This window comes from Amycolatopsis sp. La24 (assembly GCF_029087445.1).
In the GTDB taxonomy this organism is placed as follows: Bacteria; Actinomycetota; Actinomycetes; order Mycobacteriales; family Pseudonocardiaceae; genus Amycolatopsis; species Amycolatopsis nivea.
Window position 1 is genome coordinate 34,271 of sequence record NZ_JARACH010000056.1, and the last position, 25,530, is coordinate 59,800.

24 protein-coding genes are annotated in these 25,530 nt (G+C 69.2%); 10 read left to right on the forward strand and 14 right to left on the reverse strand.

What is annotated here, in order from left to right:
- Nucleotides 1-91: 91 nt before the first annotated feature.
- Entirely contained in the window at nucleotides 92-2,719 is a 2,628-nt protein-coding gene (locus tag PUT80_RS35800; RefSeq protein WP_275294788.1) for a valine--tRNA ligase, read from the reverse strand.
- A gap of 60 nt (nucleotides 2,720-2,779) precedes the next feature.
- On the opposite strand from PUT80_RS35800, the gene PUT80_RS35805 reads away from it, so the two are divergent.
- The 4 genes from PUT80_RS35805 (at nucleotide 2,780) to PUT80_RS35820 (ending at nucleotide 7,452) form a co-directional block, all read left to right on the forward strand.
- On the forward strand, nucleotides 2,780-3,121 hold the full coding sequence (locus PUT80_RS35805; protein ID WP_037813802.1) for a hypothetical protein: 342 nt from the start codon (nucleotides 2,780-2,782) through the stop codon (nucleotides 3,119-3,121).
- 109 nt (nucleotides 3,122-3,230) lie between these two features.
- On the forward strand, nucleotides 3,231-3,677 hold the full coding sequence (locus PUT80_RS35810; RefSeq protein WP_037364487.1) for a MarR family transcriptional regulator: 447 nt from the start codon (nucleotides 3,231-3,233) through the stop codon (nucleotides 3,675-3,677).
- Nucleotides 3,678-3,749: 72 nt separating this feature from the next.
- Complete coding sequence (locus PUT80_RS35815; RefSeq protein ID WP_051728998.1) at nucleotides 3,750-5,093, forward strand: MFS transporter; 1,344 nt, start codon at nucleotides 3,750-3,752, stop codon at nucleotides 5,091-5,093.
- Between the two features lie 46 nt (nucleotides 5,094-5,139).
- On the forward strand, nucleotides 5,140-7,452 hold the full coding sequence (locus PUT80_RS35820) for an FdhF/YdeP family oxidoreductase (protein WP_238605137.1): 2,313 nt from the start codon (nucleotides 5,140-5,142) through the stop codon (nucleotides 7,450-7,452).
- 327 nt (nucleotides 7,453-7,779) lie between these two features.
- Here PUT80_RS35820 and PUT80_RS35825 read toward each other — a convergent pair whose 3' ends face one another.
- From PUT80_RS35825 to PUT80_RS35835, 3 genes are read right to left on the reverse strand one after another with little or no spacing between them, the layout of a single operon-like run.
- Nucleotides 7,780-9,207, reverse strand: coding sequence for an LCP family protein (locus PUT80_RS35825; protein WP_134663058.1), 1,428 nt, complete (start codon nucleotides 9,205-9,207; stop codon nucleotides 7,780-7,782).
- 56 nt (nucleotides 9,208-9,263) lie between these two features.
- On the reverse strand, nucleotides 9,264-10,007 hold the full coding sequence (locus PUT80_RS35830) for an SDR family oxidoreductase (protein ID WP_275294789.1): 744 nt from the start codon (nucleotides 10,005-10,007) through the stop codon (nucleotides 9,264-9,266).
- Complete coding sequence (locus PUT80_RS35835; RefSeq protein ID WP_275294790.1) at nucleotides 10,004-10,426, reverse strand: VOC family protein; 423 nt, start codon at nucleotides 10,424-10,426, stop codon at nucleotides 10,004-10,006. Before PUT80_RS35835 ends, PUT80_RS35830 begins: the two co-directional genes overlap by 4 nt.
- 72 nt (nucleotides 10,427-10,498) lie before the next feature.
- On the opposite strand from PUT80_RS35835, the gene PUT80_RS35840 reads away from it, so the two are divergent.
- Together PUT80_RS35840 and PUT80_RS35845 are read left to right on the forward strand one after the other, a co-directional pair.
- The gene (locus PUT80_RS35840) at nucleotides 10,499-11,167 is read left to right on the forward strand and encodes a GntR family transcriptional regulator (protein WP_037813824.1); all 669 of its coding nucleotides are present in this window, start codon (nucleotides 10,499-10,501) and stop codon (nucleotides 11,165-11,167) included.
- Nucleotides 11,168-11,330: 163 nt separating this feature from the next.
- Nucleotides 11,331-11,660: a hypothetical protein gene (locus tag PUT80_RS35845; protein ID WP_043837263.1), complete on the forward strand. Its 330-nt coding sequence runs from the start codon at nucleotides 11,331-11,333 to the stop codon at nucleotides 11,658-11,660.
- Here the strand turns inward: PUT80_RS35845 and PUT80_RS35850 are convergent.
- The 4 genes from PUT80_RS35850 to PUT80_RS35865 form a co-directional block, all read right to left on the reverse strand.
- Nucleotides 11,635-12,885 carry an MFS transporter gene (locus tag PUT80_RS35850; RefSeq protein WP_275294791.1) on the reverse strand — a complete coding sequence of 417 codons (1,251 nt, stop codon included), beginning with the start codon at nucleotides 12,883-12,885 and terminating at the stop codon, nucleotides 11,635-11,637. The genes PUT80_RS35845 and PUT80_RS35850 overlap by 26 nt on opposite strands.
- Entirely contained in the window at nucleotides 12,882-13,424 is a 543-nt protein-coding gene (locus tag PUT80_RS35855) for a helix-turn-helix domain-containing protein (RefSeq protein ID WP_037813829.1), read from the reverse strand. Before PUT80_RS35855 ends, PUT80_RS35850 begins: the two co-directional genes overlap by 4 nt.
- A gap of 70 nt (nucleotides 13,425-13,494) precedes the next feature.
- On the reverse strand, nucleotides 13,495-13,626 hold the full coding sequence (locus tag PUT80_RS35860) for a hypothetical protein (protein WP_255443335.1): 132 nt from the start codon (nucleotides 13,624-13,626) through the stop codon (nucleotides 13,495-13,497).
- Nucleotides 13,626-14,978 (reverse strand): OFA family MFS transporter, encoded by a 1,353-nt coding sequence (locus PUT80_RS35865; RefSeq protein WP_275294792.1) that lies wholly within the window; start codon nucleotides 14,976-14,978, stop codon nucleotides 13,626-13,628. Before PUT80_RS35865 ends, PUT80_RS35860 begins: the two co-directional genes overlap by 1 nt.
- 153 nt (nucleotides 14,979-15,131) lie before the next feature.
- Here PUT80_RS35865 and fdhD point away from each other — a divergent pair, with 153 nt between their 5' ends.
- Nucleotides 15,132-15,956: a formate dehydrogenase accessory sulfurtransferase FdhD gene (gene fdhD, locus PUT80_RS35870; RefSeq protein ID WP_037813836.1), complete on the forward strand. Its 825-nt coding sequence runs from the start codon at nucleotides 15,132-15,134 to the stop codon at nucleotides 15,954-15,956.
- Here fdhD and PUT80_RS35875 read toward each other — a convergent pair whose 3' ends face one another.
- The gene (locus PUT80_RS35875; protein WP_275294793.1) at nucleotides 15,957-17,270 is read right to left on the reverse strand and encodes a carotenoid oxygenase family protein; all 1,314 of its coding nucleotides are present in this window, start codon (nucleotides 17,268-17,270) and stop codon (nucleotides 15,957-15,959) included.
- Nucleotides 17,271-17,335: 65 nt separating this feature from the next.
- Between PUT80_RS35875 and PUT80_RS35880 the strand changes: the two genes are divergently transcribed.
- Both PUT80_RS35880 and PUT80_RS35885 read left to right on the forward strand, forming a co-directional pair.
- Nucleotides 17,336-17,986, forward strand: a complete 651-nt coding sequence (locus tag PUT80_RS35880) for a TetR/AcrR family transcriptional regulator (protein ID WP_275294794.1) — start codon at nucleotides 17,336-17,338, stop codon at nucleotides 17,984-17,986.
- A gap of 48 nt (nucleotides 17,987-18,034) precedes the next feature.
- Nucleotides 18,035-18,964 carry an alpha/beta hydrolase-fold protein gene (locus PUT80_RS35885; RefSeq protein ID WP_275294795.1) on the forward strand — a complete coding sequence of 310 codons (930 nt, stop codon included), beginning with the start codon at nucleotides 18,035-18,037 and terminating at the stop codon, nucleotides 18,962-18,964.
- 359 nt (nucleotides 18,965-19,323) lie between these two features.
- On the opposite strand, the gene PUT80_RS35890 is transcribed toward PUT80_RS35885, so the two are convergent.
- From PUT80_RS35890 to tig, 5 genes are all read right to left on the reverse strand, one after another.
- Nucleotides 19,324-19,719: a hypothetical protein gene (locus tag PUT80_RS35890; protein WP_275294796.1), complete on the reverse strand. Its 396-nt coding sequence runs from the start codon at nucleotides 19,717-19,719 to the stop codon at nucleotides 19,324-19,326.
- 70 nt (nucleotides 19,720-19,789) lie between these two features.
- Nucleotides 19,790-21,085 carry an ATP-dependent Clp protease ATP-binding subunit ClpX gene (gene clpX, locus PUT80_RS35895; RefSeq protein ID WP_037813853.1) on the reverse strand — a complete coding sequence of 432 codons (1,296 nt, stop codon included), beginning with the start codon at nucleotides 21,083-21,085 and terminating at the stop codon, nucleotides 19,790-19,792.
- A gap of 222 nt (nucleotides 21,086-21,307) precedes the next feature.
- A complete protein-coding gene (locus PUT80_RS35900) occupies nucleotides 21,308-21,961 on the reverse strand; it encodes an ATP-dependent Clp protease proteolytic subunit (RefSeq protein ID WP_009081146.1) in 654 nt (217 codons plus the stop codon).
- A 28-nt stretch (nucleotides 21,962-21,989) separates the two neighbouring features.
- Nucleotides 21,990-22,595, reverse strand: a complete 606-nt coding sequence (locus PUT80_RS35905) for an ATP-dependent Clp protease proteolytic subunit (protein WP_037813861.1) — start codon at nucleotides 22,593-22,595, stop codon at nucleotides 21,990-21,992.
- Nucleotides 22,596-22,738: 143 nt separating this feature from the next.
- A complete protein-coding gene (gene tig, locus PUT80_RS35910; RefSeq protein WP_037813864.1) occupies nucleotides 22,739-24,121 on the reverse strand; it encodes a trigger factor in 1,383 nt (460 codons plus the stop codon).
- Nucleotides 24,122-24,284: 163 nt separating this feature from the next.
- Here tig and PUT80_RS35915 point away from each other — a divergent pair, with 163 nt between their 5' ends.
- On the forward strand, nucleotides 24,285-25,133 hold the full coding sequence (locus PUT80_RS35915) for a fructosamine kinase family protein (protein ID WP_275294797.1): 849 nt from the start codon (nucleotides 24,285-24,287) through the stop codon (nucleotides 25,131-25,133).
- Nucleotides 25,134-25,530: the final 397 nt, after the last annotated feature.

Sequence of the window (25,530 nt, forward strand, 5' to 3'; positions counted from 1 at the left end):
ACCCGCCGTCCGTCATCACAATCAGCTTCGGGGTGCCCCACGCAACCACCCGTGCGCAATGTCGCCGCCAGGCGACGAGCCACCCGAGACCTCAGGCCCCAGGCAACGCAGCCAACCGAGCCTCAATCCGCCCAATATCAGCCACCGCAGTCTCCCGCCGCACCTTGATCTTCTCGATCACATGCTCAGGCGCCTTGGCGATAAACGCCTCATTCCCCAACTTCCCCTCAGTCTGCGCCAATTCCTTCCGCGCAGCCCCAAGATCCTTCTCCAACCGCTTCCGCTCAGCCGCAACATCAATGGTCCCGGAAGTATCCAACTCCACAGTCACCACGCCACCAGCGAGCGCAACCTCCAACGAAGCACTCACCGAGAACCCGTCCTCAGGCTCAGTAAGCCGCACCAACGACCGAATCGCCCCGGAATGCCCCTCCGGGAACGCCTCCCCGGAAAGCCGAGCCGCAACCTTCTGCCCCGGCTTCAACCCCTGGTCAGCCCGGAACCGCCGAATCTCGGTGATCAGCTTCTGCACGTCAGCGACCCGCGCATCAGCAACCGGATCCGCATACCCCTCAACCGCCGAAGGCCAAGCCGCGATCACCAACGACTCGCCACCCGTCAGGGCAGTCCACAGCTTCTCCGTGACAAACGGAACGAACGGGTGCAGCAAGCGAAGCACAGTGTCCAGCACATGCCCGAGCACCTTCCGCGTAGCCTCGACCCGCGCGGAATCCCCTTGGTACAGCTGAACCTTCGCCAGCTCCAAGTACCAGTCACACAGCTCGTTCCACGTGAACTGGTACAGGGCATTGGCGACCTTGGCGAACTGGAAGTCCTCGAACAACCCGTCCACTTCGGACACCAACGCCGCCAGCCGCCCGAGAATCCACCGATCCGACTCGGTCAGCTCGGCAGCAGGCGGCAACGACCCCTCGACCGTCGCCCCGTTCATCATCGCGAACTTGCTGGCATTCCACAGCTTCGTGCAGAAGTTCCGCGACCCGGCAGCCCACTCGTCGGCCAGCGCCATGTCCGCACCCGGGTTGGCCCCGCGAGCAAGCGTGAACCGGGTGGCGTCCGCCCCGTAAGCGTCCATCCACTCCAGTGGGTCGATGACGTTCCCGCGCGACTTCGACATCTTCTTGCCGTTGGCGTCGCGGATCAGCCCGTGCAGGTAGACGTGGTCGAACGGCTGCCGCCCGTCCATCTCCTGCACGCCGAACATCATCATCCGGACGACCCAGAAGAACAGGATGTCGTACCCGGTCGACAGCACGCTGGTCGGATAGAACTTCGCCAGGTCCGCGGTCTCCTCCGGCCAGCCCATGGTCGACATCGGCCACAGCCCCGACGAGAACCACGTGTCGAGCACGTCCGGATCCTGCGTCCAGCCCTCGCCCGACGGCGGCTGCTCGTCCGGCCCCACGCACACGACCTCGCCGTCCGGCCCGTACCAGACCGGGATCCGGTGCCCCCACCACAGCTGACGGGAGATCGTCCAGTCGTGCATGTTGTCGACCCAGTCGAAGTACCGCTTCTCCAGCTCGGCCGGGTGGATCTTCGTCCGCCCGTCGCGCACCGCGTCGCCCGCGGCCTGCGCCAGCTCGGCGACCTTGACCCACCACTGCAGCGACAGCCGCGGCTCCACGACCGTGTCGCAGCGGGAGCAGTGCCCGACCGCGTGCACGTACGGCCGCTTCTCCGCGACGATCCGGCCCTGCTCGCGCAGCGCGGCGACCACCGCGGGACGCGCCTCGAACCGGTCGAGGCCCTCGAACGGACCGGGCACGGTGACCTCGGCGCGCTCGTTCATGACGGTCAGCATCGGCAGGTCGTGGCGGCGGCCGATCTCGAAGTCGTTCGGGTCGTGCGCCGGGGTCACCTTGACCGCGCCGGTGCCGAACTCCGGGTCGACGTGCCGGTCGGCGACCACCGGGATCTTCCGGCCGGTCAGCGGCAGTTCGATCTCGGTGCCGACCAGGTGCGTGTACCGCTCGTCGTCCGGGTGGACGGCCACCGCGGTGTCGCCGAGCATCGTCTCCGCGCGGGTGGTGGCCACGACGATCGAGGCGTCGCCGTCGCCGTAGCGGATCGACACGAGTTCGCCGTCGTCGTCGCTGTGGTCGACCTCGATGTCCGACAGCGCCGTCTGGCAGCGCGGGCACCAGTTGATGATCCGCTCGGCGCGGTAGATGAGGCCGGCGTCGTAGAAGTTCTTGAACACCGTCTGGACGGCCTTGGACAGGTTCTCGTCCATGGTGAAGCGCTCGCGCGACCAGTCGACGCCGTCGCCGAGCCGCTTCATCTGGCCGAGGATCTTGCCGCCGTACTCGGCCTTCCACTCCCAGACCCGCTCGACGAACTTCTCGCGGCCCAGGTCGTGGCGCGAGAGGCCCTCGCCGGCCAGCTGGCGCTCGACGACGTTCTGCGTCGCGATGCCCGCGTGGTCCATGCCCGGCAGCCAGAGCACCTCGTAGCCCTGCATCCGGCGGCGGCGGCTCATCGCGTCCATCAGGGTGTGGTTGAGCGCGTGGCCCATGTGCAGGCTGCCGGTGACGTTCGGCGGCGGCAGTACGATCGAGAACGGCGGCTTCTCCGACGAAGCGTCAGCCGTGAAGTACCCGGCCGCTACCCAGCGGTCGTACATCGGGGCTTCCTCGACGGCCGGGTCCCAGGCACCCGGAAGGTCGGTTTTCTGCTGCGGAGCGTTCTCGGTCACAATGGACAAGTCTACGAACCCGCCGCGGCGGGGTTACGCAGGGGGAAAGGCGGTGCGCCGATGACTCGGCCGGAGGATCCGGACGACCGGATGGAAACCCATCCGGACCTCATGGACCCGGAGTGGCGCAAGCACGCCCAGCGGGACGCGTGGCTCGGCGCCAAGAAGGACATGAAGAAGCGGCGCAAGCGCGAACGCCGCAACGCTCCGTCGCCCGTCTACGGCCGCGGCGGCGCGGCGCCCAGCCGGTTGCCCGGGATCGCGGCGATCGTCGGCCTGGTTCTGCTGCTCGCCGCGGCGATCGTGGTGCACCAGGTTCAGCCGATCGGGGTCAACGACGAGAAGATCGGGTACATCGTCGGACTGGGCTCCCCCGCCGCGACGAGCTCTCAGCCGCTCTAGCTCGAAGTCCGTGAAGGGCTCCTTCGGGGAATCAGATTCCCTGAAGGAGCCCTTCACGTCTTTCGGGCCGAGGATGCACAGCTTGGACTCAACAGGCTAGACTGTGCTTATGTCCGATGACCCGCCCGTCCCCCCGCGCGTCGCCGAGTCCGCGGGCTGGATCCGCGGCGTCGTCGGCCAGCTGCACCGCAGGCTGCGGCAGGTCGACAACGCCGAGATCCTCACGCCGACGCAGACCGCCGTGCTCAACCGGCTGCACCGCGAAGGTCCGGGTACCCAGGCCGAACTGGCGGCCGCGGAGCACGTCCGGCAGCAGTCCATGGCCGCGACGCTCGGCGTGCTCGACTCGCTCGGCTACCTGAACCGCACGCGCGACCCGGCCGACGGGAGGCGCGTCGTGATCTCGCTCTCCGATCTCGGCGCCAAGACCGTCATCGGCATCCGGCAGCACCGCGACGAATGGCTCGCCGCCGCGCTGACCGACGAACTGACCGAGGACGAACTCGAAACGGTCCGGCGCGCGCTGCCCTTGCTGCAGCGGATCGCCCAGCGCTGACCCCCTTAAACCCGAGGAGCACTGACGAACACCGCGACCGCCCCCGCGAAATCCCGTTTCGGCGCGCGCCTGGTGACCCCGCTGGTCGCGAGCGCCGTGCTCAATCCGATCAACTCCACGCTCATCGCCGTCGCGCTCGTCCCGATCGGACAGGCCTTCGGCGCCGGCCCGGGCCGCACGGCCTGGCTGATTTCCTCGTTGTACCTGGCCACCGCGGTCGGGCAACCGGTCGTCGGACTGCTCGTCGACCGCTACGGCGCGCGGCGCGTGCTGCTCGGCGGCGCTTCCGTCGTGATGGTGGCCGGGATCGCCGGGATGATCCCGATCTCGGTCGAATGGCTCACCGGCGTCCGTGCGGTGCTCGGCATCGGCACCTGCGCCGGGTTCCCGGCCGCGATGGCGGTCCTGCGCCGGCGCGCCGACGAAATCGGCGAAGGCGTTCCGGCGCGGGTGCTGTCCGTGCTGGCGATGTCGGCGCAGACGGTCATGGTGATCGGCCCGACGCTCGGCGGCGTGCTGATCGCGCTCTTCGGCTGGCCGGCGATCTTCGCGGTGAACCTGCCGCTCGCCGGAATTTCGCTCGTGCTGACCCTGTTGTGGGTGCCGAAGGACACTCCGGCGGAGAAGCCGGCCGAGCGGATCGACGTCGCCGGGATCGCGCTGTTTTCCGCCGCGCTGCTGGTGTTGCTGTGCTACCTGATGGAGCCGGGCATCGGCGATCTGTGGCTGCTGGCCGTGGCGATCGTGCTCGGCGGGCTCTTCGCGAGGGTCGAACTGCGCGCCCGGAAGCCGTTCATCGACCTGCGGATGCTCGCCGCGAACGGTCCGGTCCTGCGCACGTATTTGCGGCAGGCACTGAGTTTCCTGGCGATCTACACCATCATGTTCGGCTACGTGCAGTGGCTCGAGGAGGCGCGCGGGTTCGCCGAGTCCGCTGCCGGGCTGCTGCTCCTGCCGATGTCCGGGATCGCCGTGGGCGCGGCCGCGCTGTCCGGGAAGCCCACCGGCGTCCGGCTGCGGCTGCTGCTGGTCGGCGCCGCGCTCCTGGCCGGATCCGTCGCGCTGCTGTTCGTCAACGACGGCACCGCGCTGATCTGGCTGCTCGTGCTCGCCGCGCTGTTCGGCCTGGCCCAGGGGCTCACCAGCGTCGCCAACCAGACGACGCTCTACCGCGAAACCCCGGCCGAGACGATGGGCACCGCGAGCGGGCTCTTCCGGACCGCGCAATACCTCGGCGCGATAGTCGCGGCCACGGTCATCGCCCAGTGCTATGGCGGGCACGCCGACTCCGGAGGGCTGCACCGGCTGGCCGTCGTGCTGATCGTGACCAGCGGGTTGCTGCTGATCGTGACCGCGGCGGACCGCGCGCTGCTGCGGGCCGAACGCCGCGAACGGGACCGGCGGGAGGCGGTGTGACCACCCCCGTCTTGGGTTCCGCGCCGCGAAGGCGGACGATGTACCCATGACTCGCGAAGCTCCGACTGGTGACGTGGACGAAGCCCGCCTCGAAGTGGGCAAGCCGAAAGGCTGGGCGGCCGGAATCCCGGGAGTCGCGGTTTCGCTCGCGCGCGGGGTGGAGCAGATGGGCCCGGTCCGCACCGCGCGCACGCTGCGGCTGCTGAACCAGCGGGACGGCTTCGACTGCCCGGGCTGCGCGTGGCCCGAGCCGCGGCAGGTCGACGGCGAGAAGCGCAAGATGGCGGAGTTCTGCGAAAACGGCGCGAAGGCGGTCGCCGAGGAGGCGACGAAACGCCGCGTCGGCCGGGAGTTCTTCGCCGCGCATCCGGTGTCCGAACTGAACGAGCGCACCGACTACTGGCTCGGGCAGCAGGGCCGGCTCACCGAGCCGATGGTGTTGCGGGAGGGCGGTTCGCACTACGAGCCGATCTCCTGGGACGACGCGTTCGGCCTGATCGCCGACGAGCTGCGCGGTCTGTCGAGCCCGGACGAGGCGATCTTTTACACGTCCGGCCGCACCAGCAACGAGGCCGCGTTCGTGTACCAGCTGCTGGTCCGCGCGTACGGCACGAACAACCTGCCGGACTGCTCGAACATGTGCCACGAATCGTCCGGCGCGGCGCTGTCGGCGACCACCGGCATCGGCAAGGGTTCGGTGTCGCTGGCTGACATCCACCAGGCCGACCTGATCGTGGTCGTCGGGCAGAACCCGGGCACGAACCACCCGCGGATGCTGTCCGCGCTGGAGCAGGCGAAGGGGCACGGCGCGAAGGTCATCGCGGTCAACCCGCTGCCCGAGGCCGGGCTGATGCGCTTCAAGAACCCGCAGAACGTGCGCGGCGTGGTCGGCAAGGGCACGCCGCTGGCCGACGAGTTCGCGCAGATCCGGCTCGGCGGCGACCTCGCGCTGTTCCAGGCGGTCGGGCATCTGCTGCTGCAGTGGGAGGACGCCGCGCCCGGGTCCATTGTGGACCGCGAGTTCGTCGAGAAGTCCACGCACGGCTTCGAGGACTGGGCCAAGCAGCTGCGCGAGATCGACTGGCCGGAAACCGAGAAGGCGACCGGCCTCGAACGCGCGCAGATCGAGCACATCGCGCGGATGATCGCGACGTCCGAGCGCACGATCTACTGCTGGGCGATGGGATTGACCCAGCACAAGCACGCGGTGCCGACGATCGCCGAGGTCGTGAACCTGGCGCTGGTGCGCGGGATGATCGGCAAGCCGGGCGCGGGGCTGTGCCCAGTGCGCGGCCACTCGAACGTGCAAGGCGACCGCACCATGGGCGTGTGGGAGAAGATGCCCGAGCCGTTCATGGACGCCCTCGACCGCGAGTTCGGCATCACCGTGCCGCGCAATCACGGCTGGGACACCGTCGACTCGATCCGCGCGATGCTCGACGGACGCGGCAAGGTGTTCTTCGCGATGGGCGGCAACTTCGCTTCCGCCACCCCGGATTCGGACCGGACCGCGGAGGCGCTGCGGGCGTGCTCGCTGACCGTGCACGTGTCGACGAAGCTCAACCGCTCGCACGTCGTGCCCGGCCGCACCGCGCTGATCCTGCCGACGCTCGGCCGCACCGAACGCGACGAGCAGGAATCCGGCCGCCAGTTCGTGACGGTCGAGGACTCGATGTCGCAGGTCCACGCCTCGCGCGGCCGCCTGGCTCCGGCGAGCGACGAACTGCTGTCCGAGGTCGCCATCGTCTGCCGCCTTGCGGAGAAGCTGCTCGGTGCCGACCACTCGGTGCCGTGGCGGTCGTTCGAGAAGAACTACGACCTGATCCGCGACCGTATCGCCGCGGTGGTGCCGGGCTGTCACGACTACAACCGCCGCGTCCGCGAACCGGACGGTTTCGTGCTGCCGCACGCGCCGCGCGACTCGCGGGAGTTCACTGGCACGGCGACCGGCAAGGGCACGTTCACCGTGTCGGAGCTGGAGTATCCCGAGGTTCCCGAGGGCCGGTTGCTGCTGCAGACGCTGCGCAGCCACGACCAGTACAACACGACGATTTACGGCCTGTCCGACCGCTACCGCGGCATCGAGGACGGCCGCCGGGTCGTGTTCGTGCACCCGGACGACCTGGCCGCGCTGGGGGTCGCGGACGGGGAGATCGTGGATCTGGTCTCGGAATGGCGAGACGGGGATCGGCGGGCGCCCAGCTTCCGAGCGGTGGCTTACCCGACGGCGCGGGGGTGTGCGGCGGCGTACTTCCCGGAGGCGAATGCGTTGGTGCCGCTGGATTCTGTGGCGGAGAAGTCGAATACGCCGGTTTCGAAGGCCGTGGTGATTCGGCTGGAGCCGCACCACCACGCGTGACCTGCTCGTGAGCGGCGATCCCGGTCAGCACCGCGATCGCCGCTCACGACGCACGGCGCGCCCCGCTTCCGCGCGGTCGCGGATCCGACGGATCGCCGGTGTGCAGCGGCGGGCTTCCCGAGGCGAATGCGTTGCTGCCGCTCGATTCCGTGATGGAAAGCCTGGCCTCGAAGGCCGTGGCGATCCGGCTGGAACCGCACCACCACGCGCGACCTCCGCCGACGCGACCGTCGGTGTCTCCCCGAAGCGAGCGCGGTGGCACCACCTGACTCCGCGATCTCGTGCGTGGCGATGCCGATTAGAACCGGCATCACCACGCACGAGGCGTCAGTCGATGCAGTTGTCACCGTCTGACGTGACGGGCGGCGGCTGGTCGCTTTTCACCGGCACACCAGCCGCGGATCCGCCGTCCGACACCCCCGGTCCTGAGTAGACCTTCCCGAGCACCACCTGGATGTGCCCTGCCGGAACGTCCGCTGATTCCTTTGTGGACAGTCCGCCCAGCTCTTTCGCCACCTCCGCGCCCTCGGCGGCGAGCGCGGCCGGGTAGCGCACGATCGACGTCCGCTGCGACGGGGCGTTGCCCGCGGCGGTCGCGGCGAATCCCTTGCCCTTCAACACATCCGCGACGCGTGCGGCCAGGCCGGAGGATCCGCCGGCGTTGGAGATCTCCACCGCTGCCTTCGGTGCGGCGGGCGGCGCGGACGACGACGGGGCGGCGCCGACCAACCCGGCCGCAAACGCTTTCACCTGCGCCGGGTCCACCTGCACCGCGGTCGCCGTCGGATGGGACTTGTCGTAGCGGTAGTCCGGGTTCACCACCGGGACCGTCGTGAACTGGATGCCGCCGCCGGACACCCCGCGCATTTTGCTGACGAAGTCCAGGATGTCCCAGGACTGGTCCAGCACCACCGAGTTCTTCACCGCGTCGATGAGGTCGCTCAGCTTGCCCGGGTCGGCGAGCGTCCCGGCCGAGAGCACCTGGTGCGCCATCGCGGCGAGGAACACCTGCTGCCGCCGCATCCGGCCGAAGTCGGTGCCGGGCAGGTTGTCGCGCTGCCGCACGAAGGCGAGCGCGGCGCCGCCGGAAAGCCGCTGTTTGCCTGCCGGGAAGTCCGCGCCCGAGTTCTCGTCCTTGGTGGCGTGCTTCAAGCACACCTCGACCCCGCCGACGGCCTTGCTGATCTCGGAGAAGCTCAGCAGGTTGACCTCGGCGTAGTGGTCGATGGTGACGCCGGTGAGGTCCTCGACCGCCTGCCGCGTCGCCTTGCGCGCCGCGGTCATCGACTCCTGCTCGATCTTGTCCTTGTCCGTCTCCCCTGCCGCGCGCAGTTTCGCGGCTTCGGCGGCCTTGCCCCGGCCGAACGCGGCGTTGATCTTGCCCTTTCCGCCGGGCATCGAGACGTACGAGTCGCGCGGGATGGAGAACGCCTTGACCTCCTGCTGCCCGTCCGGGATCCGCAGCACGATCAACGTGTCGGTGAGGTCGTCGCCGTTCGCGCCGGCGCGCAGTTCTTCCAGCACGCTCTTCGGCAGCATCTGCCCGTCCGGGCCTTTGCGCGAGTCCCGGCCGACCATCAGGATGTCCAGCGCGCCGTCGGCGTGCTTCTGCCCCTCGTCCACCGATCCGCCGCCGCCGATGACGTCGCTGCGGGTGATGTCGTCGAGCGCGCTCAGGGTCGAGAACCCGTAAGCCGTGCCGGCGAACACCACCGTCGACAGCGCCCCGGCGATAACTTTTCCTGCGATCCGCACGCCCCTCTGGACGTCTGGCCGCCCCGAAATGCTGCATTCGTGATTCAGCTCACAACTCAGCGCAGGTGCGAGGCTCCGTTCAGGTCGAGGATCGAACCGGACGCCCACGGCGTCTCCGACGAGGCCAGGAACACCACCGCTTCGGCGATCTCCTCCGGTTCGGCGACCCGGCCGAACGGGCTCTGCTCGCGTACCTCGTCGGTGACCCGGTCCGCGACGCGCTCGGTCGCGGTGAAGCCCGGAGCCACCGAGGTGACCGAAATCCCGTGCGGCGCCAGCTGGACCGCCAGCGATTGGCCGAACGCATGCAGCGCGGCTTTGCTCGCCCCGTACGGCAGGTATTCGGGCTCGCCGCGGAACGCCCCGCGCGATCCGATGTTCACGATCCGGCCGGGCACGCCGCGGGCGATGAGGTGGCGTGCGACGTGGAACGACACGTTGGCCGCGCCGTAGAGGTTGACGTCGAGCGTGCGCCGCCACGCGTCCTGCCAGTCCGCATAGGACATTTCGGCGATCGGCGTGCGAGTGGCCGGGGTGGTGCCGACCGCGGCGTTGTTGACCAGCACGTCGACCCCGCCGAGCTGTTCCTCGGCCACGTCCGCGATCCACTGCGCCGCGTCGGGGTTGCCGAGGTCGCCGGACACGAGGACATGCCCGGAACCGGGCAGCGCCTCGAGCGTTTCGCGCGCGGCCTCCCGGTTGGATCCACAGTGGACAGCGACCCGGTCGCCCCGGGTGGCGAAGGCGACGGCGATGGCGCGGCCGATCCCGCGCGAGGCTCCGGTGACGAGGACGTTCATTTCGCGAACAACTGCGTCTCGTCGCGGAAAGCCTTGAACTCCAGCGCGTTCCCGGCCGGATCGTGCAGGAACATCGTCCACTGCTCCCCCGGTTCCCCGGCGAACCGCTGGTACGGCTCGATCACGAACGCGGTGCCCGCCGCGCGCAGCCGTCCGGCCAGGTCGTGGAACGTGTCGACCTCGAGCACCAGCCCGAAGTGCGGCACCGGCACGTCGTGCCCGTCGACCGGATTGCGGCCCGCTTCCGCGCGGGCTCCCGGGACCACGTGCGTGACGACCTGGTGGCCGTGGAAGTTCCAGTCGACCCACGCGTCCGCCGAGCGGCCCTCGGCCAGCCCGAGCACACCGCCGTAGAACTCGCGGGCTTTCGGCAGATCGTCGACCGGTATGGCCAGGTGGAAGGCGGGACGGACGGCCATGAGGCACTCCTTCGGCGCGGGGATCGGTCTCTCCACGTTGACTGGCGGATGTTCGAATGTCAACATTAGGACGTGGAAGTCACCCCCCTGAGGAAGGCGGCGCGCCGCGGGCTCGCCGACGAGGCTGCCGACCGGGTGCGCGAAGCGATCTTCGCCGGCCATTTCCGGCCTGGCGCGCCGTTGCGCGAGGTCGAACTGGCCGCGTCGCTGGACATCAGCCGCGGTTCAGTCCGCGAGGGCATCTCCCAGCTCGCCCGGGAGGGCCTGGTCCGGTGCGGCTGGCATCGCCCGACCACGGTGGTCGACGTGACCGCCGAGGACGTCACCGAGGTCTATTCGGTCCGCGCCGCCCTCGACCGGCTGGCCGCCGTCACCGCGCGCGCCAACGCGACCGAGACGGATCTCGCCGCCTTGGACGCGCTGGTCGCCGACCTGGCGAAGGCGGTGCGGATCAAGGCCCCCGGACCGCAGTTGCTGGCACTGGACATTGCGTTCCACGACCGCGTGTACGCCGCCGCGGGCAACGGCCGCCTCACCGAGGCGTGGCACGCGGTGCGGTCGCAGGTGTTTCTGTTTCAGCTGCAACGGGTTTCGCTCGGCCATGAGCATTACCGGGCCCGGGTGGTCGCCGAGCATCGCGAACTGGCGGAACTGATTCGCAGCGGCGACCGGGAGCGGTTGGCCCAAGTGGCCGAGGCGCACGTCCATTCAGCCCAGGAAAGCCTGCTCGCCGGACTGTGACCCGCCAGCCTGGTTCGGGGCGCGGCGGGCGGCAGGCCCGAGGAACACGCGGAACGCCGGGTGCGGGTCATCGTCTCGGCGCTCGCCCTGAGATATCCGGCCTCCCCGCGTTTCTCCCCCGGACCACCCCGGAATCTCCACAACTCCCGGGCAGGCTGGGCCGGTGGACCTCACCAGCAGTCCGAACCGGACCAGCCAAGCCGTTCTCGGTGCACTGCACGCCGTCTTCGCGCTCGTGGCCGTGGTCGCCGCGCTCAGCCTGTGCCTCGCGGCGGCCTTCACCGAATCCCCGCTCAACGTGGTGTACATCATCGGCGTCTTCTGCCGTCTGTACGGGATCTTTGTCTTCCCGCTCGCCGCCGTGACCGGGGCGGTCGCGAACCGTTACGTTCCCCGGCCGTACGCCAGCGTCGTCATCTGGACCACCATGCCGGTGGCCGCGGTGCTCTTCCCGCAGATCACCCTGCTCACGGGATGGCCGTCGCTGGAGTAGCTTTCGCCCGCGCGAGCGCCTCTTCGATCTTCTTGTTGCTCGTCATGCTCATCGTCACCAAAGTCATCGACACGAGCACCCCAGCCGCCGCCACGTAAGGCACTCGCACTCCGGCCGTCGCGGCGAGCCAGCCGCCCAGTGCGGCGCCCGCCGGTGCGGCCGAAGCCGAGACCAGGCGCGAAGCCGCGGCGACCCGGCCCATCAGCCGCGCGGGCACCACGACCTGGCGCAGCGAACCGCCGAGCACCATGGTCGTCGCCATCGCGCAGCCGCACAGCGCGAACATCGCCCCGGCGAGCCACGGATCCCGGGCGAGACCGAAGACCAGGACCGCGCCGCCCTCGATCACCGCGGTGACGGTGAGCGCGGTGCCGGTGCCCAGCCATTTCTCCAGCGGCCCGGCGAGCACCATCGCTCCCACCAGTCCTCCGGCGGCTTCCACCGCGAGTAAGAAGCCGTAGCCAGCCGAATCGAGCCCCAGCGCGTCCTTCGCGAACACCACCAGAACCGCGCCGAACGCACCGAAGGCCAGGTTCCCGACCGCGGGCCGCAAAGCGAGGCCGAGCAGCAGCCGATCCTTGACCACGTAAGCGAAACCCTCCTTCGAGTCCGCCCACACCGACCGGCCCGGCGTGCGCTCCGGCACCGGTGCCGGCGGCAGCGTCCGGATCAGCACCGCGCTGGCCACGTACGTCAGCGCGTTCACCGCGAACGGCAGCGTTCTCCCTACGGTGAAAAGGAAACTCCCGACCGGCGGCCCGGCGAACTGCCCGGCCGCGGTGGACGCTCCGCGCAGATAGCCGTTGGCGCGGCGAAGCAAGGTCTGGTCCCGCGCCAGCAAATCCGGCAGGTACGCCTGCGCGGCGGTGTCGAAGAACAGCGTGCCGGTGCCGAGCAGGAACGCGACCACGAACAGGACCGGAATGCTGAGCCAGCCGAACACGCCGGCGGCCACCGTCGCCGCCAGCAACACTGCCCGGGCCAGGTCCGCGAGCCACATCGTGCGCCGCCGGTCCCAGCGGTCGACCAGTGCGCCGGCGAACAGCCCGGCCACCGGATACGGGGCGAGCACCGCCACCGTCACCAGGCTGACCACCAGCGGATCGCTGTCCAGCAGCAGCGCGAGCAGGGGCAGCGCCGCGGTATACGCGCCGTCGCCAAGGGAACTGACCGTCGCGGCGGTCCACAAGCGACTGAACGCGGGAGGCATTTTCGTCTTGGTCATCGGGCCGCTCCGGGGCCCGGGCGGAAGAACGCGACCGCGACCGTGGCGGCGGCCTCGTCGGCGTCGCGCGCGTCCCGCAGCTCGTCGAGCAGCCCGGCCAGCCTGCGCTCGAACTCCTCGAACTGCGTCTCGCTGATCCGCGTGTGCTGCAGCCGGACGAACCGGTGCGAGCCCTCGGGCGCGGTCGAGAGGTCGTCGAGCGCGTGCTGCAGCAGCACGTCCCGCTGGCCCGCCGCGGGTTCGGGCAGCTCGATGCTCTTGCCGACGTGCGCGTAGTAGCGCTCCAGCACGCCGCGCACCTTCCGCGTGCGCACCACGTGCACGATCCCGGCCCGTTCCAGCACCCGCATGTGGTAGCTGGAACTGCCTTTCGCGATCCCCAGCTGGTCGGCGACCTGCGTGATCGTCGCGGGCCCGTCGCGCAGCACCGCGAGCACGCGGTGCCGCACGACGTTGCTCACGGCGCGCAGCTGGTCGGTCGTTTCGACATGGACAGTGTCGTGCGGCGGGACGTAGCCCGCTTGGTCATCCCCAGTCACGAGGCTAATGGTCAACGACTCTTGACCATTTGTCCAGAGCTTATTTCCGGGCAGTGCCGGTCAGCGGTACTCAGCCGCCGAACAGCCCGACCACCTTCCGGATCAGCTCGACCACGCCGTAGCCGAACGGGGCGAGCACCCACAGCCACGCGATCACCAGCAGAACGGTCCGGCCGCTGGAACGGCCCTCGGCACTCGTCATCACGCCTCGCTCCCCACCGCGGTCTGCCCGGCCGGTTCGTGGAACTTCTCCTTCACCGGGCGCACGCATTCGTTCGCGACGAACCCGACCACCAGCAGGCCGATCATGATCCAGAACGACAGCTGGTAGAGGTCCGGCCCGGTCTTGCCCGCCGCCTTCTGGCTGTCCGCGATCCCGTCCACGATGAGCGGCCCGAGCACGCCCGCCGCCGACCACGCGGTCAGCAGCCTGCCGTGGATCGCGCCGACCTGATAGGTGCCGAACAGGTCCTTGAGGTACGCCGGGAGCGTCGAGAACCCGCCGCCGTAGAAGGACAGGATCAGCATCGCGCACAGCACGAACACGAGCTTCGACCCGTTCGTGGTCAACGCGATCACGAGGTACAGCAGCGCGCCGACGCCGAGGTAGAACCGGTAGATGTTCTTGCGCCCCACCAGATCCGAGGCGGACGACCAGACGAACCGGCCCAGCATGTTGGTCAGCGAGAGCAGCGCGACGAACCCGGCGGCGGACGCGGCGCCGACCGGCGCGGAGGTGCCCTTGAAGAAGTCGGTGATCATCGGCGCGGCCTTCTCCAGGATGCCGATGCCCGCGGTCACGTTGAGGCACAAGACAATCCAGAGACACCAGAACTGCGGCGTCTTCAGCGCGTTCGCCGCCGAGACGTTCGCCGTGGAGATCATCGGCTTGGCCGCGGCCTGCTTCACCGCGCCCGCCGGACGCCAGTCGTCGGCCGGGACGCGGACGATCAGCACGCCCATCGTCATGAACACCGCGTACACGATCCCGTGGATCAGGAACGCCGTCGCGATGTCGCCGGTCGTGGGCGCGGTGCCGAGCATCGCCGACGACCACGGCGACGCGATCAGCGCGCCGCCGCCGAAGCCCATGATCGCGATCCCGGTGGCCATGCCGGGCCGGTCCGGGAACCACTTGATCAGCGTCGACACCGGCGAGATGTAGCCGATGCCGAGGCCGATCCCGCCGACCCCGCCGTAGCCGGCCACCACGAGCCAGAACTGCCCGGTCGCGACGCCGAGGGCAGCGAGCAGGAACCCAGCGGAGAAGCACACTGTGGCGACGGTCATGGCCCAGCGCGGACCGTTTTTCTCCACCAGGGTGCCGCCGAACGCGGCGGACAGCCCCAGCATCACGATGCCGAGCTGGAACGGCAGCCCGGACTGCGTGCCGGACAGTCCGAGGGTCTTCTCCAGCGGCGTCTTGAAGACGCTCCACGCGTAGGCTTGGCCGATCGACAGGTGGATGGACAGCGCAGCGGGCGGCACGAGCCAGCGGGTCCAGCCGGGCGGTGCGACGATGCGGGAACGGGCAAGGAAGCCGGGGACAGCCATCGGCGGTCTCCTCCCAACAGTGACGAGGTGCTGGGAATGGTTTACCAGATCCTCGGCGTTGCGCCGGATGACTGTCGAATGACTTGAGAATGTCTTGTCGATGACAACAAAATTCGACGCCGAAGACGACAACCGGGACGAGTGGAGCAGGCGATGGGCAGAGTGACGGTGCGACGGCCGGTACGGCGGATCTCCGCGGCCGGCGAACGGCGCAGGCCGGACTCGCTGGCCGCCGAAGAACCGCTTGAGCTGCGGGTCGGCGGCAAGGCGCTGGCGGTGACAATGCGCACGCCCGGCCACGACGTCGAACTCGCGCACGGCTTCCTGCTCTCGGAGGGCGTGCTGGGATCCCGCGAGGACGTGGCCGTGGCGCGCTACTGCGACGGCGTCGACGACCAAGGCCGCAATACCTACAACGTGCTCGACATCGCACTCGCCGAAGGAGTAGCTCCGCCGGACACCGGCGTCGAGCGGAACTTCTACACCACCTCGTCGTGCGGCGTCTGCGGCAAGGCCGCGCTCGACGCGGTGAAGCTGCGCAGCCGGTTCTCCCCCGGCGCGTCGGAGTTCGCGGTGAAGACCGACGTGCTCTCGCAGATGCCGGATCGGTTGCGGGAGAAGCAAAAGGTGTTCTCGTCCACCGGCGGCCTGCACGCCGCCGGACTGTTCACTTCGGACGGTGAGCTCGTCGTCGTGCGCGAGGACGTCGGACGGCACAACGCGGTGGACAAGGTGCTCGGCTGGGCCCTGCAGGCGGGCCGGATCCCGGCGCCCGATCTGGGGCTGCTGGTCTCCGGCCGCGCCTCGTTCGAGCTCGTGCAGAAGGCCGCGATGGCAGGCATCGGGCTGCTCGCCGCGGTGTCCGCGCCGTCGTCGCTCGCGGTCGAGCTGGCCGAGGAGAACGGCATGACGCTCATCGGTTTCCTGCGCGGCGACAGCATGAACCTCTACACCGGGGACCAGCGTCTGCTCACCTGATCACGCTTCGGCGGGCACCCAGTTGCCGTGGAAGCCGTGCGGGACGCGGTCCGGCAGGTGGACCGCGGCGACGGTTTCGAGGGTGCCCGCGTCGAGCAGGACGAGATCGCTGCGCGCCTCGGCCGCGTCGTACACGTAGCCCATCAGCACGCCTTCGTCCTCGCCCGCGTCCGCACGGGACGGAACGAACACGAACTCCCCCGGTTCGCGGCCGGGACCGAAGCGGTGTGCGTCGACCGAACCCTTGCGCAGGTCGTGTTTGTACACCGCGCCGACGCTGCGCGACCGGTCGTCGAGCGCCGTCGCGTAGCCGTACCGGTGCGGCAGGCCGACCAGCCGCTCGTCCACCCGCGGGAACTCCTGGCCGTGGTCGTCGATCCGTTCCTCGACGACCTTCCCGAGCGTGAGGTCGACGGTCCACCGGTCGAGCGTCGGCTCGCCCTCCGCCGGGCCGTGCAGCGCGCGGTCGAACATCTTCGGGTGCCGGACCACGTCGAGCACGATCCGGTCGTCCTCGTCGTAGGCGTTGAGCGGATGGAAGACGTAGCACTGGCCGACGTCGAACCAGCGGACGTCGCCGTTGTCCCCCTCGCGCGGCATCACGCCGATGCGCGCCGGGTAGTCCGGATTCCACCGGTACGGCAAGGAACTCACGCCGCGGCCGGTGCGCGCGGTCAGCGGGTCGGGCACGTCGACCGGCACCGGGGCCTGGTCCGGATCGAAGGTGACCGGCAGGTCGTAGAACACGACATACCGTTCGGTGAGCGAGAAATCGTGCATCATCGGCGCCCCGGTGACCTCGATGTCGACCGTCCGCCGCGCCCGTCCGTCGGTGCCGACCACCGAATACTGCACCCGATTCCCGAGCCCGAATTGGTACGAGACGGCGTGCAGCTCACCCGTTCGCGGGTCGCGCTTCGGGTGTGCGGTGTACCCGGAGAGGGTGCCGCCGAAGTCGCAGACGCCCAGGGTGTCCAGCTCCTCGCTGAGCTCCCACTGCGGCAGCCCGCCCTCGACCAGCGCGATCGTGCGCCCGGCGTGCCCGATGACGTTGGTGTTGGCCCCGCCCTCGTCGGTGCCGACGCGGCGGCTGCGGTACCACTCGGCCCGGCCGTCGCGAAGGCGTACGCCGTGCACCATGCCGCGACCGAGGAACCAGTGGTGCGTTTCGGGATCCGGGTCGGCCGCGTTCGGCCCGTTCCGGAGGTAGCGGCCGTCGAGGTAGTCAGGCAGCTGGCCGGTGACCGTCAGCCGGGTGCTCGTGTACTCGCGCTCGACCGGCGCGAAGTTGCCTTCGAGGAAGTGATTCGCCATGACCCGCTCCGTCCATAACGTGGTTATGGACACCGGTATAACAGAGTTATGGAATACTGGCAAGCATGAGCGAGCGGACTCGGGGCGAACACGCGCGGACGCAACTGGTCGAGGCGGCGATCCGGCTGCTGGCCGACGGCGGCGCGGAAGCACTGCAGGCCCGCAAGCTGGCGGCCGAGATCGGCGCGTCCACAATGGCCGTCTACACGCACTTCGGCGGGATGTCCGCGCTCATCGAAGCCGTTGCGCGAGAAGGGTTCCGGCGGCTGATCGCGAACATGGCGACGGTCGAGCGCACCGACGACCCGGTCGCCGATCTGTACCAGCTGGCGCTCGCCTACCGCCGCACCGCGGTCGAGCACCCGGAGTTGTTCGCTCTCATGTTCCGCGAGGCGGGCGCGCACGGACAGCCGGTCGGCGAGCTGATGAAGGCCAAGGAGGACAGCGAGGCGGCGTCGTCATTCCGCGGCATGGTCGCCGCCGTCGGCCGCACCATCGACTCCGGACGGCTCCAAGGCGACCCGCTCACCGTCGCCGCACAGGTGTGGAGCGCGGTGCACGGCTATGTCACCCTCGAGTTGCTGGGCCACTTCGGCCGGGGCGACCACGGGGTGACCGAGGTGCTCGCGCCACTCTGCGTGACGCTGGTCGTCGGGCTCGGAGACCGCCCTGCCGCCGCCCGGGCGTCCGTGGGGCTGGTCACAACAACCGAGTGAAGATCTTCCGAAGGCAACGTTTCGTCCCTTCCTCACGTCTTACGCTATATGGGTGAGGGGGATCGGGTGACCGAGGAGACTGAGGGCCGAAGGCGGGTGAGCCGCCGGTCCATGCTGATCGCGGGCGCTTCGGGCCTCGGCATCGCCGGGCTCGCGGTGGGGAGCGCGACCGGCGTCGTGCCGTTCAACCAGGCCATGCAGCGGGCGCTGGGCGTCACGTCGTCGACACCGGTGACGCAGCTGGGCAGCATGCGGGTGGAACGCGTCTATTCGCACGCCCGCGGCCGGGAAGTGGACCTCGTTTTCCTGCTGCCGAGCAAGAAGCCGCCGGCCGGTCTGCCGATGTCGCTGATGCTGCACGGCCTGCACGGTTCCGCCCGCTCCGCTGCGCCGAGCGGGCTGCTGAAGCAGTTGGGCAGCGACGTCGCCCGCAAAGCCGTGCCGGCGTACGGTTTCGTCGCGGTCGACGGCGGCGACAACTACTGGCACCAGGTCCGCCCCGGCGACGACCCGATGGCGATGCTGCTGGAAGAAGTCCCGCAGTGGCTGCGCGCCCGCGGCTTCGGCGGCACGGACGGCCAGCCGTTCGCGTGCGCCGGAGTGTCGATGGGCGGTTTCGGAGCGCTCCTGTACGCCCGCCGCCGAGCCGAACGCCGCCAACCGCCCACCGCGGTCGCCGCGATCGCTCCGGCGCTGATCACGTCGTGGCCGGAAATGGCGAAACGCCGCATTTTCACCGGGCTGAACGACTGGACGTCGCTGGATCCGCTGCGCCACCAGTCAGCGTTGCAGGGCATCCCGACGGCGGTTTACTGCGGCACGGAGGATCCGTTCATCACCGGAGTGCGGCGGTATATCGCGGAAACGCACCCGACGATCGGGTATACGGCGCACGGGAAGCACAGCGACACGTTCTTCCGCACTACGGTGCCGAGCATGGTGGGGTTCTTGGGGAAGCATCTGCGGCAGAAGGCGTGATCCTTCTCAGCGGAGAATCCCCAGTTCGAGGAACAGTTCCGGCGACACTGGCCCGTACGCGACGTTCAGCGTGTCCAGCCGGTAGTGCCACTCCCCCGCGGCAGACACCGAACAAGCGGTAATTCACCTGCCACCGCAGCCATTCCCCGCAGGCCAGGTGGTGCGCCGGAGGGCGACGCCAGCGGCGAGGGTTCCCGTGCGGCCTTGTTTCCAGCTTCACCCGCAGGCGATCGGGGCCGCATTGCGGCGAGCCGCCTCCGCACCGCCGCGGGATTTCTTCGTCCACGAGGTGCACACCCACTGCACGACCGCATCCACCGCGCCATCCTCCACCGTGGAGGACGCCTACCGCGAAGAAATTACGAGACCCAGCGGGCCACGACGGACATCACCCAGAACCCCACCATCGCCGCCAGTGCCATCAGCAGCGACCACCGCAGCTGTTGTGCCCGCGTCTCCGACGAGCGCAGGCGGCGCAGGAACAGCCACGACACCGCGAACAGCGGGATCGGCAGCAGCGGCAGCGCCGACAGCCGGGTGCCGACCGCCACCAGGCAGACCAGCGTGAACAGTGCGAGCATGATCTCGGACGCGCGGATCAGCCACGGGAAGCGCGTCAGCACGGACGCGGCGACCCGTTCGCTCAGCTCGACAATGCCGACCGGAGCGGCGGAAGGCTCGGCCTCGGCGGGTACCGCTTCGCCGGGGTCGGCAGTGTCGTCCCCCCGGGGTGCGGTCAGCGGCACGGTTGTCATCCTGTCCATTATCGCGCCCGCCGCCGACACCCGGACAGCCGACTCCTGCTAACGCCCGGCGGCCGCCGGGTCAGGCCGACTTCTCGCCGCGCTCGCTGCGGGTGCGGCGCGACGGCTGGCGAGCCACGATCGTGGGGTTGACGTTCTCCCGCACGGTCTGCTCGGTGATCACGACCTTCGCCACGTCCTCGCGGCTCGGAATGTCGTACATGACCGGCTGGAGGACTTCCTCCATGATCGCGCGCAGGCCGCGGGCGCCGGTGCCGCGGAGCACGGCCTGGTCGGCGATCGCCTCGAGCGCGGTCTTGGTGAACTCCAGCTCGACGTTGTCCATCTCGAAGAGCTTCTTGTACTGCTTCACCAGCGCGTTGCGCGGCTGCGTCAGGATCGAGACGAGCGATTCCTTGTCCAGGTGGTTCACCGTCGCCACGACCGGGAGCCGGCCGATGAACTCCGGGATCAGCCCGAACTTGATCAGGTCCTCCGGCATGGTGTCGGAGAACACGTCGCTGCCCTCGATCTCGGCCTTGGTGCGGATCTCCGCGCCGAACCCGAGGCCGCGCTTGCCGACCCGCTCGTTGATGATCTTTTCCAGCCCGGCGAACGCGCCCGCGACGATGAACAGCACGTTCGTGGTGTCGATCTGGATGAATTCCTGGTGCGGATGCTTGCGCCCGCCCTGGGGCGGCACCGACGCGGTGGTGCCCTCGAGGATCTTCAGCAGCGCCTGCTGCACGCCCTCGCCGGACACGTCGCGGGTGATCGACGGGTTCTCGCTCTTGCGGGCGATCTTGTCGACCTCGTCGATGTAGATGATGCCGGTCTCGGCGCGCTTGACGTCGTAGTCGGCCGCCTGGATCAGCTTCAGCAGGATGTTCTCGACGTCCTCGCCGACGTAGCCCGCCTCGGTGAGCGCGGTGGCGTCGGCGATCGCGAACGGCACGTTCAGCAGCTTCGCCAGCGTCTGCGCGAGGTAGGTCTTGCCGCAGCCGGTGGGGCCGAGCATCAGGATGTTCGATTTGGCGAGCTCGACCGGCTCGTCCTTGGAGTCCTTCGGCCCGGACTTGTCGTCGGCCTGGATCCGCTTGTAGTGGTTGTACACCGCGACCGCGAGCGTCTTCTTCGCGTCGTCCTGGCCGATGATGTACTGCTCGAGGAACTCGTGGATGTCGGCGGGCTTCGGCAGCTCGTCGAGCTTCACGTCGCCGGCTTCGGCCAGCTCCTCTTCGATGATCTCGTTGCAGAGGTCGATGCACTCATCGCAGATGTAGACCCCTGGCCCGGCAATGAGCTTCTTCACCTGCTTCTGGCTCTTGCCGCAGAAAGAACACTTCAGCAGGTCGCCGCCGTCACCGATCCGTGCCATGGCCGTTGACCTCGTCCCCTCCGGTGCGCGGGGCGCACCTGCACTACTTCCTGGCGGCCCCGGGACTGCCAGGCGTTCCCGGGACCAACACGCATTGCCATCGACGGTACCCGTCCGAAGGCGCGGTCGGGAACACCCGACCCCTTCGGGCTCGTCGACGACCGACAGTAGACCAGCGGACCGGTGCGCGTCGCGGATTCGCCGCGCACCGGCCCGTCGCGGTCAGTTCGCCGAGGCCTTCCGGTACGGGAGCACCTCGTCGATCAGGCCGTAGGCCTTGGCCTCTTCGGCGGTGAGGATCTTGTCCCGCTCGATGTCGGCCTTGATCTCGTCCGGTTCCTTGTTCGTGTGCTTCGCCAGGATGACCTCCATCTGGCGGCGCACGCGCTGGATCTCGTTGGCCTGGATCTCCAGGTCCGAGACCTGCCCGTAGGTGCCCTCGGTGGCGGGCTGGTGGATCAGCACGCGCGCGTTCGGCAGCGCCATGCGCTTGCCCGGCGTGCCCGCCGCCAGCAGCACCGCGGCGGCCGAGGCGGCCTGGCCGAGGCACACGGTCGAGATGTCCGGGCGGATGTACTGCATGGTGTCGTAGATCGCCATCAGCGACGTGAACGACCCGCCCGGGCTGTTGATGTAGATGCTGATGTCGCGGTCCGGGTCCTCGTGCTCGAGGTGCAGCAGCTGGGCCATCACGTCGTTGGCCGACGCGTCGTCCACCTGCACGCCGAGGAAGATCGTCCGCTCCTCGTACAGCTTGTTGTACGGGTTGGACTCCTTCACGCCGTAGCTGGTGCGCTCGACGTAGGACGGGAGGATGTACCGCGACTGAGGAGTCTGCGGAGCCCGGAAGTCACCCGGGAGCCGGAAGTTGCTCATGATGCTCTCCTGTGTGGTGCTTCGGGGCTCAGTTGCTCGAGGTCAGGCCGCTGTCGCGGGTCAGCACGTGGTCGACGAAGCCGTAGTCCTTCGCCTCCTGCGCGGTGAACCAGCGGTCGCGGTCGCCGTCCTTGATGATCTGCTCGGTGGTCTGGCCGGTCTGCTCGGCGGTGATCTTCGCGAGCTCCTGCTTCCACTTGTTGAACAGGTCCGCCTGGATCGCGATGTCGGAGGCGGTGCCGCCGACGCCCGCGGACGGCTGGTGCATCAGGATGCGCGCGTGCGGGAGCGCGTAGCGCTTGCCGGGGGTGCCCGAGGAGAGCAGGAACTGCCCCATCGAGGCCGCCATGCCCATCGCGTAGGTCGCCACGTCCGGGCGGATCAGCTGCATGGTGTCGTAGATCGCGAACCCGGCGGTCACCGAGCCGCCCGGCGAGTTGATGTAGAACCGGATGTCCGATTCGGCGTCGTCCGCGTCGAGCAGCAGGAGCTGCGCGGTGAGCCGGTTGGCGACCTCGTCGTTGACCTCGGAGCCGAGAACGACGATGCGCTCCTGGAGCAACCGCTCGAACACCGAGTCGGTGAGGTTGAGCCCCGCGGTGCCGGTCCGCCCCTCGGGCATGTGCTGCTTCACGTCTGCCTGCCTTTTCACCGGCGGCGGGCCGGCCGGAGGGCCGCGCCGCCGCTGTCGTGTTCAGATGCTTGAGATCTTGCAACCGACCCTAACGAACTTGGGCGGTGCAGAATGCCTGACACCGCCCAAGTTCGCTTACAGCTTTACTCCGCGGGGGTCGCCGCCGCTTCTTCGGTGACCTGCGTCTCCTCGGCGGGGGCTTCCTCGTCCGCGCCGAACAGCTCGCTGAGGTCGACCTCGGACCCGGACGCGTCCTTCACCGTGGTGCCGCGCACGACGGAGGCGAGAGCCTTGCCGCGGCGGACGTCGGCGTAGATCGCGGTCAGCTGGCCGGACTGCTGGGCCCGCTGCACGTACTCGTCCGGGCTGACGCCGAAGCGCTGCGCCTGGTAGATGATCCGCTCGGTGAGCTCGCCGTCGTTGACCGACGTCTTCTCCTTGTCGGCGATGGTGTCCAGCAGCAGCTGCGTGCGGACGGCCTTCTCCGACTCCTCCTTGACCTCGGCGTTGAACTCGTCGAGGGTGCGGCCCTCGGCCTCGAGGGCCTTGGCGAACTGCGCCTCGTCGTGGTCGAACGGGTGAATCGCGTCGTGCTTGCGGTTCTCGATCTCGGCCTCGACGACCTTCTCCGGCAGCGGCACGTCGGTGCGCTCGAGGAGGATCTCGAGGACCTTGTCGCGCGCCTGGACGCCCTGCTGCATCGTCTTGACGCGGCCGAGCCGGGTGCGCAGGTCCTCGCGCAGCTCGTCGATCGTGTCGAACTCGCTCGCCAGCTGGGCGAACTCGTCGTCGGCCTCGGGCAGCTCGCGCTCCTTGACCGACTGCACGGTGACGGTGACCTCGGCGTCCTGGCCGGCGAACTCGCCCGCGACCAGCTTGGTGGTGAACACCTTGGTCTCGCCCGCGTTCGCGCCGACGATGGCCTCGTCGATGCCGTCCACGAGCTGGCCGGAGCCGATCTCGTAGGACAGGCCGGTGGTGGAGGCCTCTTCGACGGCCTTGCCGTCGACGCTGGCCGACAGGTCGATCGACACGAAGTCGCCGGTCTGGGCCGGGCGCTCGACGCCGGTCAGGGTGCCGAAGCGGGCGCGCAGCTCGTCGAGCTGCTCGGCGACCTCTTCGTCGGTGGTCTCGACGTCGTCGACGCTGATCTCGAGGCCGGCGAGGTCGGGCAGCTCGATCTCCGGCCGCACGTCGACCTCGGCGCTGAACTCCAGCACCTCGCGGTCCTCGAGCTTGGTCACCTCGAACTCGGGCTGGCCGAGCGTCCGGACCTCGCCCGCGCGGACGGCCTCGATGTACTTGGCCGGAATGGCCTCGTTGACGACCTCGTCGAGCACCGGCGCGCGGCCGATCCGGCTTTCCAGGACGCGAGCGGGGACCTTGCCGGGACGGAAACCGGGGACCCGCACCTGCTGGGCGATCTTCCGGTACGCGGCGTCGAAGTTCGGCTTGAGCTCGTCGAACGGCACCTCGACATTGATCTTCACTCGCGTCGGGCTGAGCTGCTCGACGGTGCTCTTCAAGGTCTTCTCCTCGAGCGGTAAACGATGGGGGCGGACAGTCCCTCGGGACCGCCCCGGTCACCTGCTGACCGGGATATCCGAGTCTAGGCCAGAGGGTTGACAAGACCGGCCGCGGGTCACCTGCCGCTCAGCGCGCTCCGATCCGCGCCCGTAGCGTCGGGACGTGGTTTCCGGTCAGCAGAACGAAGGTCCGGCCGCAGCGGCGGCGCGGCTCACCGGTTTGAACACGGACTCGCACGGCGCCTCAGGCACCCTCAGTGAGATCACCCTGACCGACGGCGCCCACCGCGTCGAAGCGGTAGTGAAACGCGGCCACGCCCCCGGCGCGACCCGAGCCGGAGCAGCCGGACTCCGCTGGCTCGCCGAAGCGGACGCGGTCCGGATCCCCCGGGTACATGGCGCGGACGACACCTGGCTGGTGCTGGACCGAGTGGCAGAGAGCACGCCGTCACACGCGGAGGAGTTCGGCCGCAACCTCGCGCGCCTGCACGCAACCGGAGCCCCAGCCTTCGGCGCCCCACCCCCAGACGGCTTGACGGATGCCTGGATCGGCACCGCACCCATGCGCAACTCACCGAGCGATTCGTGGCCGGAATGGTACGCCGAACACCGAATCCTCCCGTACGTCCGGATGGCCGCCGAGATCCTTGATACGGACGTCTTCGAACGAGCCTGCACCCGAATCCCGGCAGTAGCTGGCCCACCAGAGCCTCCGGCCCGCCTGCACGGGGATCTGTGGAGCGGCAATGTCCTCTGGGACGCACACGGAGCAGTACTAATCGACCCAGCCGCACACGGCGGCCACCGAGAGACCGATCTAGCGATGCTGCACCTGTTCGGCTGCCCACAGTTAGAGCGAATCGTGGCCGCCTACAACGAGTTCGCACCCTTGGCCGACGGATACCGAGAACGAATCGCCCTGCACCAGCTCTTCCCACTCCTGGTGCACACAGTCCTGTTCGGACGCTCGTACGCCGACCAGGCAACCGCCGCCGCCCGCTCTCTGGGCTGACCTGCTGACTTCGCCGTCCGTGAGGGGCTCCTTCACGGACCCAGATTCCCTCAAGGAGCCCTTCACGGACCGCCCCGTCCGCCGCCAGCCACCGCGATGCCCCCAATGCGGCATTGGGTGCATGGGACGCACCCAATGTGGCGTTCGGTGCGTCTGACGCACCCAATGTGGCATTGGGGCGCTAGCCCCGACCCCACCCCAACCGCACCGGTGCACCCAACGAGCGAGGCACCCACACCTCCCCCGCACCCCGATACGAAGCTCTCCTGCGGTTCGGGGGTGCTTGTCAAGGCATCTTTCCCGCCTTGACAAGCACCCCCGAACCGTCAGCACAATCAAGCTTCGGGGTGCCCCACGCAACCAACGGACGCAATGTCGCCGCCAGGCGACGAGCCGC

What these genes read in the sequence shown, in the direction of transcription:
- PUT80_RS35805 (WP_037813802.1), top strand. Translation starts at nt 2,780, where the DNA reads ATGACTCGGCCGGAGGATCCGGACGACCGGATGGAAACCCATCCGGAC.
- PUT80_RS35810 (WP_037364487.1), top strand. Translation starts at nt 3,231, where the DNA reads ATGTCCGATGACCCGCCCGTCCCCCCGCGCGTCGCCGAGTCCGCGGGC.
- PUT80_RS35820 (WP_238605137.1), top strand. Translation starts at nt 5,140, where the DNA reads ATGACTCGCGAAGCTCCGACTGGTGACGTGGACGAAGCCCGCCTCGAA.
- PUT80_RS35830 (WP_275294789.1), bottom strand. Translation starts at nt 10,007, where the DNA reads ATGAACGTCCTCGTCACCGGAGCCTCGCGCGGGATCGGCCGCGCCATC.
- PUT80_RS35835 (WP_275294790.1), bottom strand. Translation starts at nt 10,426, where the DNA reads ATGGCCGTCCGTCCCGCCTTCCACCTGGCCATACCGGTCGACGATCTG.
- PUT80_RS35850 (WP_275294791.1), bottom strand. Translation starts at nt 12,885, where the DNA reads ATGACCAAGACGAAAATGCCTCCCGCGTTCAGTCGCTTGTGGACCGCC.
- PUT80_RS35860 (WP_255443335.1), bottom strand. Translation starts at nt 13,626, where the DNA reads ATGACGAGTGCCGAGGGCCGTTCCAGCGGCCGGACCGTTCTGCTGGTG.
- PUT80_RS35865 (WP_275294792.1), bottom strand. Translation starts at nt 14,978, where the DNA reads ATGGCTGTCCCCGGCTTCCTTGCCCGTTCCCGCATCGTCGCACCGCCC.
- fdhD (WP_037813836.1), top strand. Translation starts at nt 15,132, where the DNA reads ATGGGCAGAGTGACGGTGCGACGGCCGGTACGGCGGATCTCCGCGGCC.
- PUT80_RS35875 (WP_275294793.1), bottom strand. Translation starts at nt 17,270, where the DNA reads ATGGCGAATCACTTCCTCGAAGGCAACTTCGCGCCGGTCGAGCGCGAG.
- PUT80_RS35880 (WP_275294794.1), top strand. Translation starts at nt 17,336, where the DNA reads ATGAGCGAGCGGACTCGGGGCGAACACGCGCGGACGCAACTGGTCGAG.
- PUT80_RS35885 (WP_275294795.1), top strand. Translation starts at nt 18,035, where the DNA reads ATGGGTGAGGGGGATCGGGTGACCGAGGAGACTGAGGGCCGAAGGCGG.
- PUT80_RS35890 (WP_275294796.1), bottom strand. Translation starts at nt 19,719, where the DNA reads ATGACAACCGTGCCGCTGACCGCACCCCGGGGGGACGACACTGCCGAC.
- clpX (WP_037813853.1), bottom strand. Translation starts at nt 21,085, where the DNA reads ATGGCACGGATCGGTGACGGCGGCGACCTGCTGAAGTGTTCTTTCTGC.
- PUT80_RS35900 (WP_009081146.1), bottom strand. Translation starts at nt 21,961, where the DNA reads ATGAGCAACTTCCGGCTCCCGGGTGACTTCCGGGCTCCGCAGACTCCT.